Origin of the sequence: Pleomorphovibrio marinus, from assembly GCF_003347495.1 — a bacterium.
GTDB lineage: Bacteria > Bacteroidota > Bacteroidia > Cytophagales > Cyclobacteriaceae > Pleomorphovibrio > Pleomorphovibrio marinus.
In genome coordinates this window covers 161384-176164 of the sequence record NZ_QCXY01000001.1, presented here as the reverse complement: position 1 = coordinate 176164, position 14781 = coordinate 161384, and the positions used below count along the sequence as shown (strand labels likewise).

The 14781-nt window shown below is 42.5% G+C and carries 15 protein-coding genes; 12 read left to right on the top strand and 3 right to left on the bottom strand.

Features of this window, described 5'->3' with window-relative positions; genetic code table 11:
* Positions 1 to 36: 36 nt before the first annotated feature.
* Complete coding sequence (hemA, locus tag DB520_RS00770) at positions 37 to 1305, bottom strand: glutamyl-tRNA reductase (RefSeq protein ID WP_114747772.1); 1269 nt, start codon at positions 1303 to 1305, stop codon at positions 37 to 39.
* 297 nt (positions 1306 to 1602) lie between these two features.
* Here hemA and DB520_RS00765 point away from each other — a divergent pair, with 297 nt between their 5' ends.
* The 3 genes from DB520_RS00765 to DB520_RS00755 all read left to right on the top strand — a co-directional run bounded on the left by DB520_RS00765 (position 1603) and on the right by DB520_RS00755 (position 3544).
* Positions 1603 to 2238, top strand: a complete 636-nt coding sequence (locus DB520_RS00765) for a ComEA family DNA-binding protein (protein ID WP_198675207.1) — start codon at positions 1603 to 1605, stop codon at positions 2236 to 2238.
* Positions 2202 to 2747 carry a type I restriction enzyme HsdR N-terminal domain-containing protein gene (locus DB520_RS00760; protein ID WP_232834782.1) on the top strand — a complete coding sequence of 182 codons (546 nt, stop codon included), beginning with the start codon at positions 2202 to 2204 and terminating at the stop codon, positions 2745 to 2747. The genes DB520_RS00765 and DB520_RS00760 overlap by 37 nt, the downstream gene beginning before the upstream one ends.
* 83 nt (positions 2748 to 2830) lie before the next feature.
* Positions 2831 to 3544, top strand: coding sequence for a Crp/Fnr family transcriptional regulator (locus tag DB520_RS00755; RefSeq protein ID WP_114747770.1), 714 nt, complete (start codon positions 2831 to 2833; stop codon positions 3542 to 3544).
* 2 nt (positions 3545 to 3546) lie between these two features.
* On the opposite strand, the gene DB520_RS00750 is transcribed toward DB520_RS00755, so the two are convergent.
* Positions 3547 to 4491 (bottom strand): DUF6625 family protein, encoded by a 945-nt coding sequence (locus tag DB520_RS00750; RefSeq protein WP_114747769.1) that lies wholly within the window; start codon positions 4489 to 4491, stop codon positions 3547 to 3549.
* Between the two features lie 149 nt (positions 4492 to 4640).
* The gene (locus DB520_RS00745) at positions 4641 to 5333 is read right to left on the bottom strand and encodes a 3-keto-disaccharide hydrolase (RefSeq protein WP_114747768.1); all 693 of its coding nucleotides are present in this window, start codon (positions 5331 to 5333) and stop codon (positions 4641 to 4643) included.
* A 178-nt stretch (positions 5334 to 5511) separates the two neighbouring features.
* Here DB520_RS00745 and DB520_RS00740 point away from each other — a divergent pair, with 178 nt between their 5' ends.
* From DB520_RS00740 to DB520_RS00700, 9 genes are all read left to right on the top strand, one after another.
* Positions 5512 to 6144, top strand: a complete 633-nt coding sequence (locus DB520_RS00740; protein ID WP_114747767.1) for a hypothetical protein — start codon at positions 5512 to 5514, stop codon at positions 6142 to 6144.
* An 81-nt stretch (positions 6145 to 6225) separates the two neighbouring features.
* Entirely contained in the window at positions 6226 to 8661 is a 2436-nt protein-coding gene (locus tag DB520_RS00735; protein ID WP_114747766.1) for a heavy metal translocating P-type ATPase, read from the top strand.
* Positions 8662 to 8663: 2 nt separating this feature from the next.
* A complete protein-coding gene (gene ccoS, locus DB520_RS00730) occupies positions 8664 to 8846 on the top strand; it encodes a cbb3-type cytochrome oxidase assembly protein CcoS (protein WP_114747765.1) in 183 nt (60 codons plus the stop codon).
* Position 8847: 1 nt separating this feature from the next.
* Positions 8848 to 10989, top strand: a complete 2142-nt coding sequence (ccoN, locus tag DB520_RS00725) for a cytochrome-c oxidase, cbb3-type subunit I (protein ID WP_114747764.1) — start codon at positions 8848 to 8850, stop codon at positions 10987 to 10989.
* A gap of 11 nt (positions 10990 to 11000) precedes the next feature.
* Complete coding sequence (locus tag DB520_RS00720; RefSeq protein ID WP_114747763.1) at positions 11001 to 11192, top strand: cbb3-type cytochrome c oxidase subunit 3; 192 nt, start codon at positions 11001 to 11003, stop codon at positions 11190 to 11192.
* Positions 11179 to 12096: a cbb3-type cytochrome c oxidase N-terminal domain-containing protein gene (locus DB520_RS00715; protein ID WP_232834781.1), complete on the top strand. Its 918-nt coding sequence runs from the start codon at positions 11179 to 11181 to the stop codon at positions 12094 to 12096. Before DB520_RS00720 ends, DB520_RS00715 begins: the two co-directional genes overlap by 14 nt.
* A gap of 28 nt (positions 12097 to 12124) precedes the next feature.
* On the top strand, positions 12125 to 13549 hold the full coding sequence (ccoG, locus tag DB520_RS00710) for a cytochrome c oxidase accessory protein CcoG (protein ID WP_114747761.1): 1425 nt from the start codon (positions 12125 to 12127) through the stop codon (positions 13547 to 13549).
* Between the two features lie 24 nt (positions 13550 to 13573).
* A complete protein-coding gene (locus DB520_RS00705) occupies positions 13574 to 13999 on the top strand; it encodes a FixH family protein (RefSeq protein WP_114747760.1) in 426 nt (141 codons plus the stop codon).
* Entirely contained in the window at positions 13999 to 14694 is a 696-nt protein-coding gene (locus tag DB520_RS00700; protein WP_114747759.1) for a sulfite exporter TauE/SafE family protein, read from the top strand. The genes DB520_RS00705 and DB520_RS00700 overlap by 1 nt, the downstream gene beginning before the upstream one ends.
* Positions 14695 to 14781: the final 87 nt, after the last annotated feature.

Below are 14781 nucleotides of genomic sequence, written 5' to 3'. Positions count from 1 at the left end.
GACATTGCCTCCACCTATTTGTGGATAAAGGCAGCCTTATTTGGAAACATTTTCTTTTTCCAAGTCAAAAAGATCCGTGATAATATCGATCATTTGACTGGCTTGATCCCGCTTACAAGCAGCCCTTAGTTGCACCACGGGTATTTTTATGATCTTTTGCATCATACTTTTAGTGATTTTATCCACCACTGCGTATTCCTTTTCATCTGCATTTTTTAAGTACCTCTCCAATTCCTCTTTCCGGATTTGCTCCAGGGCATTTTTTAACTTGTTGATGGTAGGGGAGACCATCATCTCCTTTTTCCAATTGTAAAATTCCCTGATGCTATCCTCGATAATAGACTCCACCTCTGGAATAGCAGCTATCCTTTTTTCCAAGGTTTCACTGGCCTTGCTTTTAATATTGTCCACGTTGTAAAGCAAAGCCCCTGGAATATCTTCCACCGAAGTCTCAATACTTCGGGGTACCGACAAGTCAACAAACAGCTTGTAACTTTGGATGGAAAAACCGCTAACCAGTTTTTTGGTGATGAAAGGGGTGGATTTCATAATGGAGGAAACAATTACATCCGCTTCCTGCATGGCTTCGTACACAGATTCAAAAGGGGTTACCTTAAACCCAAACTCCGCGGCCATTTCCTGAGCTTTAGAAAATGTGCGATTGGCTAATGTGACCTCGGCATCAGGAAGGTAAACCATGTTTTTGGCCACATCCTCTCCAATTTCACCCAGTCCAATTAAAAGAATCCTAGGTTTGTGGGTATTGGCCGTTAACTCCTCAATCAATTCCACTGCCGCGTAGGAAACAGAAGCTGCTCCATCTCGAAATGCGGTTTCCTGAACCACCTTTTTGTTGGTAAAGAAAATGGTGTGCATTAACCTGTGCAAAAAGGGACCCGCCAGTTCCAGGTCTGCGGAGGCTTGATAGGCCCGCTTTACCTGGTTAGAAATCTGCATATCCCCAATCACTTGGGCTTCAAGCCCCATTGCTACCTTGAAAAGGTGCCCAATAGCTTCTTTATCTTCATTAATAACCCTAAAGTATTCCAGGTAAGAAACCGCATCATTCAGCCCTTTTTCCAGCCCAACCAGCTTGATTAGCTCAGTAGAAAGATCCAGTTCATGGGTATAATAGATTTCCGTCCTGTTACAGGTGGAGAGTATGAGTGTGTCTGTTACACTGAAAAAATCCTTCAACTTTAAAAGCAAGGCACGAATGGTATTATCATCCAAGGATACCAATTCCCTGATCTCTACTGGTGCATTTTTGTAAGAAAGGCTCAGTGCCCTAAATTTCCTTTGCATTGTCATGACCATCTCAACCTACAAATTTACCATACAAACCTTGGGTTTGGAATAGATTTGTCGAACAAGGTCCAATTTATATCGGTTCTAAATAGTATTTACCATATTGGTAGGCGATTTTAATGTAAGAAAAGAAAATTTCTTGAAAAAGTTTCCCAATTTTCATAAATTAATGCTCGCAACTAAAATGCCTTGCTACTTATGTGGGATTTTTTTCACTCATTTTTAAGACGCTATTTTGGTTTCTCCAAAAGGGAAAGTAGAGGTTTTCTATTTGTCTTCCCTTCTTTGTTAATTATGTATTTTGTCCCCTATGGAATTAGCTATTGGATAGATGCTGGCCGAACCGATGCCTACAGAAACTACCTGGAAGAGGCCGAAATCTGGGAAAGGGAGATGTTGGCAAATGAACCTGAGACGCTGAGCAAAGAATCTAAAGTTTTATATCCTAAAGAAATGGGAGAAACAAACGTATTTCAGGACAGTACAACCCAATCTAAATTCAAGGGGTACACAAAGCCCAATAAACCCACCTTAAATACCCTGGGTTTTCACGAAACAGATTCCCTTGTTTTACAAGTAGTATCTGGGGTGGGACCGGTTATTGCCGGGAGGATTATAAAATATAGAGACAACCTGGGAGGTTTTTTTTCTCCGAGTCAAATGCTGGAGGTCTATGGAGTGGAAGAGAGTCTTGCTGAAAAAATTTACCAAACATTTCCATTTGAACCTGTGCCATTGAAAAAACTGAAGTTGAATTCAGTATCCCTTAAGGAGCTTGCTGCACATCCCTATGTCAAATACGGGGAGGCCAAGGTTATTTTGGCCTACAGAGAGCAGCATGGGGCTCTTCAAGGGGTTGAGGACTTGCTTAAGATCAAGATTTTTAATGAGGAATGGCTTGCAAGGTTGCAGCCCTATTTGGAGCTTTAGTTTTTTATGTCATTTTCCAGAGGGATATTTGTGCCATGGAGCAGGAAAACAACGCGATTTTGTCTTACCCCAAACTCAACTTGCCGGAGGCGGAGTTGTCAATTGGCCGAAAAGAGGGGAAATGGTACGTTTTCGATACTATTAGGAAAAAAAACCTGATTCTTACCCCGGAGGAATGGGTTAGGCAGCATATTATCCATTATTTACGGAAGCAAAAAGAGTATCCCAAGGGGCTTTTTGTAATTGAAAGAGGCCTGCAGTACAACAAGCTCAACAAGAGACTTGATATATTGGTGAAAGATAGAAGTGGTGATCCCTTTCTACTTGTGGAGTGCAAGGCTCCTTCTGTAAAGTTATCCCATGCCACATTGGAGCAGGTATGTATGTATAACCAAGAGGTAGGGGCCCGCTATTTAGCAATTTCAAACGGCATGAAACACATCAGTTTAGGATTTTCTGATAGTGAAAACACCTATGCTCCCTTAAAGGACTTTCCAGATTTTATTTAGGAGCTCCTGCAATTTAAATCGAAAATACTGACATAGATCACTAAATTTCTTATCTTTATCCTGAACTCAAGAAAGGTTGTATTATGACAACAAAAGTTAAAAATACTCCATGTCAATTGTGTATTAGCAGGAAATTTTCAATGTTTTCGGACCTTTCCGAGGAGCACTTGTGTAGTCTTTCGGATGCAAAAAATTTCATTACCCATAAGAAAGGTCAAATTCTTTATTACGAGAACACCAAGCCCTTAGGTGTGTTTTGCGTTAGCAGTGGTGTGGTGAAAATTTTTAAGACGGCTTCCAATGGGAAGGAGCAGATCATAAGACTGGCCAAAAAGGGGGATTTTGTGGGTTATACCTCCTTAATTGGAGAGGATATTTATACCACCTCAGCGACCATCGTGGAAGATGCGTCTATCTGCTTTGTGCCTAAGGAAACCTTTTTAAAGGTATTGACGGAGGATGCTAATTTTCACTCCCGACTTACCAAGGCCATTTGCAATGATTTAGGGATGATGGAGGAAAAATTGACGGACGCAACCCAGAAAACCATAAGAGAGCGACTTGCCTTGATGCTATTGAAGCTAGGGGACTCCTACGGGGTAGATGGAGATGCCCAACAGAAAATTGATATTTTACTAACTAGGGAAGAAATAGCAGGCTTGGTCGGCACAGCTACTGAAACGGTCATTCGATTACTTTCCGAATTCAAAAAAGATAAATTGATTGACCTACAAGGAAAAAAGATCATCCTCTTGGACAAAAAGGGTCTAGCAAGGCTTTCTGATTTTTATGGATAGAATCAACTGCCTTTAAACAACTTCTTTGTTTTTCTCTTTAGTCCCCTTGCATAAAATTCCCAGAAATCCCGCCTCAAAAACTGATTTTTTGGGTCGGTATACTTTTTGAGATTTGCAGGTGGTTCTCCGGGGAGTATTTCATTGGGAACAATCACGAAATTGTCTCCCAAATCTCCATTGATTTTTATTTTCCTTTTTTGAAAATGCACATACAAAACTTCCTTGATTCCTGTCATTGAACCATTCTTGGTAAAGTACAAATGTCCATTTTTCCAAATGTAACAATTATGCTTGTTTAAATTTTCAGATGGGTTTGTATTAAAAGGCTTAAAACTATATTTGGTAGGGTTTAAGTCGTGGAAGATATTTGCTAAGTAAACAGGGTTGTTATAATACTCGAAAATTCTATTCAGGCTTACGTCTCCTTTTCCCCATTCATCAAAATACAAATGTGAAGAGTTAGTGAAGGCAGTTTTATATACTAATTTATTCCTTATGGGTTGTCTGAACAAAGTGTTGATTTCTATTTTATTCTTAAACAAAGTCAGATGCCCCCTATCTAAAATCTTATCGTGGTCCTTTAGGATCTCCGTAGACAGAAAACCTCTTATATCCCCAAACACCAAATCTATATCACAAAATCCCCAAAAGTCTGCATCCTTTATATAATCAGAAAAAACCAAACCATAAACTGGTTTGAAATCAGTGAGTTTGTAGGGTCGTGTAAGTGCGGTTTTGAACCCACAAACCTCGTCAATTTTTTGAGTTAGGGTTTCGAAATCCATTAAAACCCTTTTAAAATTAGGTGGGTAATTGAACTCTCTAACATCATCCGTGAAAAAAAACCATTGAATAGAAGGATTATATTCACAAGACTTTAGGAAGGCCTCAAAATATTCAGGAATTCTTCCAAAATAGGTACAGATAATACTAATCCTACTTTGCATATAAATAAAGCTTAAATAATAAGGAAATAGATTTGGTAAAAGTTTTTCTTTTCCCAAAGGTATGGATAAAACTAAAAAAACGAGATTTCAAAGAAAAAAAATGTGCTTTATTAGACATTAAAAGTAGTGTGCTAAGCCTGAAAGGGCATTTAATTTAATCGGGTCAAGGTTAGCTTTTTAAACTCAACTTCTGACCCCTCCGCTTGTACGGCAATCCGGCCCTTTTGGGCTGTGGCATTAAAGCCATGGTTGACCAAGTCCCCGTTTACCCAGACTTTTATCTCATCCCCCACACATTCGATCACCATTTCATTCCATTCTCCTGGAGGTTTTTCCGAGCTGTCGGTAAGGTTATAAATCCTTCTGTTTTTTCCTTCTGTGATACCCCATTCTTCCTTTGGTCCTCTCCTCTCTTCCATATCAGGGACTTCAATATCCTCTACTATACACCAGAAATCACCGGCGTTTTCGTGCATCATTTGAACTTCTATGGATTGGGGAAACATGTCATACAAGGCTCTGGGAGTACTTGCATGTACTAAAATGCCACAGTTTCCGGGTTCACCCGGGAACCTGTATTCTGTCTCTATTCTATAATTCTGGTATTCCTTGTCTGTGATAAGATGGCCCAAAGGTGTTCCGAGAGAGACCAACATACCCTCCCTGACCACAAAAGGTGCCCTAAGCGTCTTGTCATCATCCATATCTGGGACATCCATATGCCAACCTTCCAGGTTTTTGCCATTGAATAAAGGAATCGTTTGGGAATAGGATAACCCAGAAAAACTGAAATACGATAGCAGGATGAAAGCAAGCAAAACCTTTTTATTGATTAAATGCATTGGAATCTAGGTTGGACTGAACTTAAAACTAATAAAAAAAGCAATACTACGCTACAAGCATTTCAATTATGCCATAGGCTACCTTGCCAAAAGCTGACATAAGTCATGTTTGTAGCTTTCTTATGTCACCACACATTTTCACCTGCCTATCTAGCTTTGTAAAAAAATCAACAAAGCCATGCAGGGGAAAACCGTATCAGCAGCAAACTTTGCAATTCCTGAGGAGATTATTCTGTCTCATTTCTGCAATAAACTTCCAAAAGGATTTGAAAAAAAACTGTCGGCCACCAAAGGGCTAATGTGTGCCCCCAAAGAAGATCCAACCTTATTCACCGCCCACCTCCCTAAGGTATTGGATTGGCTACATACACTTGATAAGCCCAGGTCTCTTGAAAATGACCCCTGCCATGTTCCGGTATTAATTTACGACAAGGAGCTGTCCTTTGAGCACTTATTGTTTCATTATGATGGGACTCCCAGTTCTGCAAGGCTTATCCAACGTTTTACGCAGTTTTTTGGGGAAAATATCAAGGGTAGTAAAGCCACAATTATTTCCCCAAGTTTTATTCCCAAGTCCAAGTTAAAGGAGGAGCAAGCCCTCATTCAGATGGTGAGTCAGGCCACGGAGGAGACATATTTTATAAAGTTTAACTTCAACCGCATAGGTGATTTCTGGTCATATGCAGTAAAGCACAAATGCACCCTTCTCGTTACTACCAAGAATTACCAGGCAGATCTAGCCAAGGTGCTTTTTCATTTTTACAAGGGAGGTATGTGGTACGATAGACTGTCCTTTTATCTATCACTTTAGCAATCAAACTCGCCGAAAATCATTAAATAAACTGACTTTTGTCATGTTTTTAAGCCTCAATGCTCAATAAATTGCCGATAAATGCAAAAGCCAAACCATATATCTAAAAAGCAATCCGAAACCACCTGCTACCACTGTGGGGAGCAATGCGAGGAGGAAGTTCTTTATAAAGAAGAGAAATCTTTTTGCTGCACTGGATGTAAACTGGTATATGAGGTGCTCCAACAAAACGAGCTTTGCCAATATTATGAGTTAGCAGAGAATCCCGGCACTTCCCAGAAGGTAAGGGAAAACCGTTCTAATCGCTTTGATTATCTGCTTGATGAGGACGTTGTGGATAAACTGGTGGACTACCAAGACAAGGACATGGCCCACATCACCTTTTCTATTCCTATGATCCACTGTGCTTCCTGTATTTGGCTGCTGGAGAACCTACATCGTTTGCACGAAGGAGTAGTGGCAGGTAGGGTGAATTTTTTAAAAAAGTCAGTACAAATAAAATATAATAAAGGGAAAATTGACCTAAAGGAGTTGGTCCAACTATTATCCCATATAGGATATGAGCCTACCATAAATCTATCTGATGTAGATAAGAAGAGTCCCAATAAGGTAGATAGAAGCCTTATCTATAGGTTGGCGGTGGCAGGCTTTTGTTTTGGAAACATGATGTTCTTCAGCTTGCCGGAATATTTTTCTGAAGCGGAGCTGCTGGGTACTGGCTTTAAAGGGCTATTCAATTATTTGAATGTAGCCCTGGCTCTTCCAGTTTTCTTTTATTCCGCCTCTGGTTTTCATCATTCCGCATTCCAAGCCTTAAAACAGCGGAAGGTCAATATGGATGTGCCTATCGTGTTGGGGATATTCGCTTTGTTTTTTTATAGCCTCTATGAAATTTTCATAGTGGGGCAAGAAGGTTATTTGGACACCCTAGGAGGCCTGCTATTTTTTCTGTTGATTGGCAAACTCTACCAACAAAAAACCTACGATACCTTGTCTTTTGATAGAGATTATAAGGCTTATTTCCCTGTAGCTGTCACTCGGATGAGACAAAAAAGGGAAGAAGTAATCCCCCTAAGTAAGCTGGAAGTGGGAAACCTGATAAAGGTGCGCAATGCGGAATTGATTCCTGCTGACAGTGTATTGGTGGAGGGAGAGGCCTATATAGATTACAGTTTTGTGACAGGGGAGGCCGTTCCGGTACATAAGGCAAAAGGATCACTTATTTATGCAGGGGGAAGGCAGAAGGGAAAGCCAATCACCCTTGCAGTGCAGAAGTCTCCTTCCCAAGGGTATTTAACAGACCTTTGGAATAACGAAGCATTTTCCAAAAATGAGCAGCATTCCATGGAGTCCCTGGCCCAGCGTATAAGTGGAAAATTCACCTTCACCGTGTTGGCGATAGCATTTCTCACTTTAGGGTATTGGTCTTTTGTGGACTTTTCACAAGGAGTTCAGGCATTCACTGCTGTTTTGATCATTACTTGCCCATGCGCTTTGGCCATGTCCACCCCATTTACCTTAGGAAATACATTGAGGATTTTTGGTAGGGGTAAGTTTTATCTTAAAAACGCGCAGGTCATAGAAAAAATGGTGGCTGTGGATACTGTGGTGTTTGATAAAACGGGCACCCTTACGGATATCCGAAAGGCATCCATTTCCTATGAAGGTAGCCCTCTTACGGTTGAATCCAAAGGAGCCATAAAGGCATTGGTCAATCAGTCTACACATCCTTTAAGTAACAGGGTCAATGCTTTCCTTGGCGAAATAGCAATTGTGGAGGTAGAAAAAGTGAAAGAGATCCAAGGTAAAGGCCTGGAAGGGATTTACAAATCCCAAGTAATAAAACTTGGATCTCTGGCTTTTGTGAAGGAGGAGCCATCCGAAGAAAAGGATAGCGGTAACCTTGTCTATTTTGCGATCGAAGGGGAGTTAATTGGAAAATTTGTCATTAACAGCGGACTTAGGTCAGATGCTGCCAGAGTTTTGGAGGAGGTAGGGAAAGGAAGACAGCTTCATATCCTTAGTGGGGACCATAACCATGAGCAGAAGTATTTGGTGCAGGTATTTGGGCCAAAGGTGGTGATGCAGTTTAATCAAGGACCATTACAAAAGCTCCGGTACCTGTATGACCTCCAGGAAAAAGGACGGACTACCCTAATGCTAGGGGATGGGCTGAATGATGCAGGGGCCCTAAAAGCCAGTGACGTAGGGATAGCCCTCACTGATGGGGTTACGCATTTCTCTCCGGCAAGTGATGCCATTATGGATGCCTCTGCCCTTTCGCGTCTAGGTGCTTTCTTGGATTTTGCAAAGTCCTCCAAAAAAATCATCAAAAGCAGTTTTGGGTTGAGTTTTACTTACAATGCAGTTGGGGTTTTCTTTGCCGTTCAAGGGTTGGTAAGCCCGGTATTTTGTGCCGTGCTTATGCCCATCAGTAGCGTCTCCGTGGTCGTGTTCACCACACTGGCCACCAATATTTTGGCAAAAAAGAAGGGTTTAACGATTAATCAACATTAGCCATGGAAGTCATATTCTTACTTATCGCCATAAGCCTTTTGATGGCTTCCTTTTTTCTCTGGCTTTTTTTTAAGGCCATGAAAGCTGGGCAATTCGACGATGACTATACGCCATCGGTGAGGATACTATTTGAAAACAAGGTAAAAAAAGAAAATAAAAAAAATCAAACTAATAAATCGAAGTAATATGTCAGGAACAACGCTTGAACGGTTTAGTTACGACAACAAGATCGTAAAATATTTCGGTGCAGCCACAATTATTTGGGGGCTTGCCGGGATGCTGATCGGGGTGCTGGCAGCCACCCAGCTATTTTTGCCCGAAGCCAATTTGGGCAACCCCTACACCACATTTGGTAGGATCCGGCCACTGCATACCAATGCCGTTATCTTTGCCTTTGTGGGGAATGCTATTTTTGCAGGCATTTATTATTCCATGCCTAGGCTCCTTAAAACCCCTATGTGGAATAAAACATTGAGTTGGTTTCATTTTTGGGGTTGGCAGTTGATTATTGTGTTGGCAGTGATAACCCTTCCCTTGGGGCTTACCACCTCCAAGGAATATGCGGAACTGGAATGGCCCATCGATATACTCATCGCAGTGGTGTGGGTTGCTTTTGGGGCAAACATGATAGGTGCCTTGATAAAAAGAAGGGAAAAGCACATGTATGTGGCCATCTGGTTTTACCTGGCTTCTTTCGTGACAGTAGCAGTACTGCATATCTTCAACTCACTAGCTTTGCCAGTAAGTTTCTTTAAAAGCTACTCGGCTTATGCAGGTGTACAAGATGCACTGGTGCAATGGTGGTATGGCCATAATGCGGTCGCTTTCTTTCTGACTACTCCTTTTTTGGGGCTTATGTACTACTACCTACCCAAGGCAGCAAACAGGCCGGTGTATAGTTACAAACTATCCATAATTCATTTTTGGTCGCTGATCTTTATCTATATATGGGCGGGCCCTCACCATTTGCTTTATACCGCCTTACCAGAATGGGCACAGGTGCTTGGTGTAGCCTTTTCCATAATGTTGATCGCACCCTCATGGGGAGGAATGGTAAATGGACTCCTGACACTCAGAGGAGCTTGGGACAAGGTGCGAAGAGACCCTGTCCTTAAGTTTATGGTGGTGGCCGTCACGGCATATGGAATGGCCACTTTCGAAGGGCCCTTGCTTTCCCTGAAGAATGTAAATGCCATCGCGCACTACACAGATTGGATAGTGGCCCACGTACATATTGGAGGGCTGGGATGGAATGGATTCCTCACCTTCTCCATGCTATACTGGTTGTGGCCAAGAATGTGGAAAACGACACTTTTTTCTACCAAATTGGCAAATACCCACTTTTGGATGGGTACCATGGGAATTCTTTTCTATGCCCTTCCCATGTACGTAGCGGCACTTACCCAGAGCCTAATGTGGAAAGAATTTGCAGATTCTGGCAGGTTGGCTTATCCCAATTTCCTGGAAACCGTAATAGAAATCGTGCCCATGTACATGCTCAGGGCTTTTGGTGGGCTGCTTTACCTCTCTGGGGCAATTGTCATGGTTTATAACCTGGTGAAGACCGCTGCTCAAGGAACATTCCAGGAAGAAGAACTGGATGAAGCTCCTGCATTACCTAAGAAGGAAAAGGACTTGAATATAGCAGGGGAGCATTGGCATAGAAACTGGGAGAGAAGGCCTGTTTTTTTCACCGTACTGGCTTTGGTGGCAATACTTATTGGTGGTATTATCGAAATTGTTCCTACGATTTTAGTGAAATCCAATGTACCAACCATAAGCACAGTTCAGCCTTATACCCCATTGGAACTTCAGGGCAGGGATTTGTATATTTCCCATGGCTGTGTAGGTTGTCATTCCCAAATGATTAGACCTTTCCGTTCCGAAACCGAAAGGTATGGAGAGTATTCCAAGGCAGGGGAATTTGTGTATGACCGTCCGTTTTTGTGGGGTTCCAAACGTACTGGTCCTGACCTACACCGTGTAGGGGGTAAGTATCCCGATAGTTGGCATTATCACCATATGGTGGATCCTAGGCTGATGTCCCCTGGCTCTCTGATGCCACCTTACCCTTGGCTGGTCACAAACTCAATGAGCCATGACGACATAGGTGCTAAAATCAGGACCCTGCAAAAGCTTGGCGTTCCTTACCCTGAGGATTATGACGAAATCGCCATACAGGACTTGAATATTCAGGCGGAGCAGATTGTGCAAAACCTCAAAGAAGCTGGGGTAGAAGTTTCCTCCGACAAGGAAATAGTGGCTCTTATTGCTTATCTACAGCGATTAGGGACTGATATTAAAAAAACCACAGCAGACAACCCTTAAATTGATTAGCTATGCATAAGGAATTATTAAGATCGATAGAGAACATTGAGATATACCCTATTATCTCCCTGCTCATATTTGTTACCTTCTTCCTGGGGATGTTTATCTGGGTATTCAAGGTGGATAAAGGCTATGTGGATCATATGAGCAGTATGCCTTTTAATGATGAACCTAAAAATGAAGAGAGCCATGAAAATAAATAAATTGTTGCCCCTTTTCGGCTTATTGGTAACCGTATCCGGTTCTGCATTTGCCCAGTCTGAAACGCAATGGATAAACGACCTCTCTAAGCTGGGAAGTTCTGAAGTCACACTTTTGGTGATTATTGGGATAGTGCTATTGTTGATTGTGGCCTTGATGGGTTTACTGCTTTATTTCCTTGCTTTTTTAAAGAAAATTTTACAACCACCAGTATCGGTAGAGCAGGTATCATGGTGGCAAAAATTCAATGAAAAGTACATTTCCGGCCAAATGAAGCCAGTAGAGAAGGAGAAAGATATCATGATGGACCATAGCTATGATGGGATAGTGGAATTGGATAATTTCATGCCTCCATGGTTGAAGTACCTCTTTTATTCTTCCATTTTATTTGCGGTGGTATATGTATTTAATTATTTGGTTTTGGGATTTGGCAAAACCCAGATAGAGGAGTATGAGGAGGAATTGCGGGTAGCTGCTGTGAGAGCAGAGGAAAGAATGGCCCTTGCGGAGGCGGATATCGATGAGAATACCGTGCAATTTGATGCCTCAGGGCCATCCATTAGGGCAGGCCAGACTTTATATGAGGCAAACTGTGCAGCCTGTCATGCCGTAGATGGTGGCGGAGGCGTGGGGCCAAACCTCACCGATGAATACTGGATACACGGGGGAGCCATCGAAGATATTTTCACAGTGGTGAAATACGGAGTGATAGAGAAAGGAATGGTGCCATGGCAAGACCAGATGAGTCCATTGGAAATGCAGCAGGTTTCCAGCTATGTATTGACACTGGTGGGCACAACGCCATCGAACCCCAAAGAGCCTCAGGGAGAGCCATTTGAACCAGCCATAGAAGAGCCCACAGACGCACTTACTGACGATGAACTTGAATTGACCCCTGCGGAATAACCGCATTGGTGAAAAAAAAATCTGAGCCATGAGCCATAAACAACCTCAAAACCAACCCGATAAATTCAGGGATTCTTTGGCCACCATAATGGATGATGGAAAGAGAAACTGGATTTATCCCAAAAAGGTAAGTGGTAAATTCTACCGCTGGAGGACATATGTCTCATGGCTTTTACTTGGTTTGCTATTCGCAGGTCCCTTTATAAAGGTGAATGGGCAACCTCTTTTGCTTTTCAATATTTTCGAAAGAAAATTTGTGATTTTCGGAGCCGTTTTTTGGCCCCAGGATACTTATTTGCTGATTTTTCTGCTGCTGATCTTGGTAGTATTTGTTATTCTGTTTACCGTAGTATTTGGAAGGGTGTTTTGTGGGTGGATTTGCCCACAGACCATTTTTATGGAGATGGTGTTCAGAAAAATCGAATATTGGATAGAGGGGGACGCCAGCCAGCAGAGAAAGTTGAACCTGATGCCCTGGAATGCGGAGAAAATCTGGAAGAAAGGAGCGAAAATGTTCCTCTTTGTAGTGATTTCCCTCCTTATTTCCCATTTGGTGATGGCCTACCTCATCGGGGTAGAAGAGGTAGCAGAAATAATTTCACAACCTCCTTCAGCCAACATCGCGGGTTTTATAGGGTTGATGGTATTTACAGGCATCTTCCTGTTTGTGTTTACATGGTTCAGGGAGCAGGCCTGTACCGTGATGTGCCCCTATGGTAGGCTCCAGGGAGTCATGTTGGATGACAACAGCATCAATGTAGCCTACGATTACGTGAGGGGTGAGCCGAGAGGCCCTATCCGGAAGCATAAAGAAGAGTTGCAAAGCGAGGAAAAAGGCGATTGTGTAGATTGTACTTTATGTGTGCAGGTTTGCCCAACAGGTATAGACATACGAAACGGGGTTCAAATGGAATGTGTGAATTGCACCGCTTGTATGGATGCCTGTGATGAGGTGATGCTGAAAGTAAACCGACCTACGGGATTGATCCGCTATGCCTCTGAGACAAGTATACAGAGTGGCAACCAAAAGCTTTTTTCGGCAAGGGTAAAAGGTTATTCTGTGGTATTGGTTTTGTTGATTGCCGCATTCGTTGGACTATTGACCACCCGTTCTGAAATTGGGGCTACAGTTACCAGGTTTAGGGGGATGACTTATCAGGAAAGACAGGAAGGGGAAATCAGCAATTTATATGAGGTTACTTTTATCAATAAAACCTTTGACGAGCAAACCATCGAGCTAGAACCTGAAGATGAGAGTTTCTCCCTGGAAAGAATTGGCGAAAAGGCATGGATAGTAAAAGGACAGTCAAAATATGAAGGGAGGTTTTTCCTGACCAAGGAAAAAAAAGACCTCCCTTTTAGTCAGGGAGATGTGGTACTTCTTCTCAAAAGTGATGGAGAAGTGATAAAACGTATTAAAACAAGTTTTGTGGGACCCTCGGGCGCACAATAAATATACAAACTTAACAGACACAACATGAATTGGGGAAATGCAATCGTACTGGTATTTGTGGCTTTTGCTGCCATAATGGTTACCATGGTTACTATTTGTATAAAGCAAGATGACCTTCATTTAGTCACGCAGAACTACTATGAAGAGGAAATCAAGTACCAAGAGCACATAGACAAGGTGATCAATAGCCGGGACCTAGGGGTAAATGTCCTGCAATATGACGCAGCAAACAAGGAGCTGGCACTGGATCTCCCAGAGGGGGCAAGTGGTAGTCTCCATTTATTCAGGCCATCTGATGCAAGGCTGGACCAGAAGTTAAAAATAGAGGGCGGAGACAAGGAATCCCGAATGGTGGAACTGAAGGTACTAAAGCCTGGGTACTGGCACCTCAAGCTTACTTGGGAAAGGGATGGCCTATCCTATTACGAGGAGAAAAAAGTTGACCTCTGATGCTCTGGTCAGCATTTGCATTTGGTTTTTTGGGATCCTTTCATTGTGTGGGGATGTGTGGCCCAATTGCCATGGCTGTATCCGCGAATAGATCCCGGTTGATACAAAAATTGCTATACAACTTAGGCCGAACCACAACCTATGCTTTTCTGGGTACGGTTATAGGAACTTTGGGGTTTTCCTTGGCCTTGGCAGGTATTCAGCAATGGCTATCCATATTTCTAGGAGGCCTGATGATACTGATGGCTTTATACTACAAAAGATCGGAAAGAATTATCGCGGGCACTGGCTGGTTTGGTGGGGTGGCTAAGTTGAAGACAAATTTGGGCTCCTATATAAGAAAAGGAGGGTCTAAAGCTTTTTTCTTCTCAGGGATGCTTAATGGCCTTTTGCCTTGCGGCATGGTTTACCTGGCCTTAGTGGCTTCCATGGGAACCCAAAATCCCATGACAGGGGCATTATACATGGCCTTGTTCGGGTTGGGTACGGTGCCTGCACTTTTATTGATGATGCTGTCCCCAAAGCTGTTGACCCAGACAGCCAGGCTGAAATTAAATCGCGGCCTTCCTTATTTAGCCATGTTTATAGGTGTGCTTTTTATCTTGAGGGGTTTGAGCTTGGGGATTCATCCTATCAGCCCTTCCCTGGGTGTAAACGCAGCTTCCCAATTTGTGGAGATGACCCTGTGTAAATGATCTTTTGGAAATAGTGTCAAAACTCTCCTGAGAAAAAGACAAAAAAAATCCCGGACTAGCCGGGATTTTCAAAAAGGTGTTTTACGA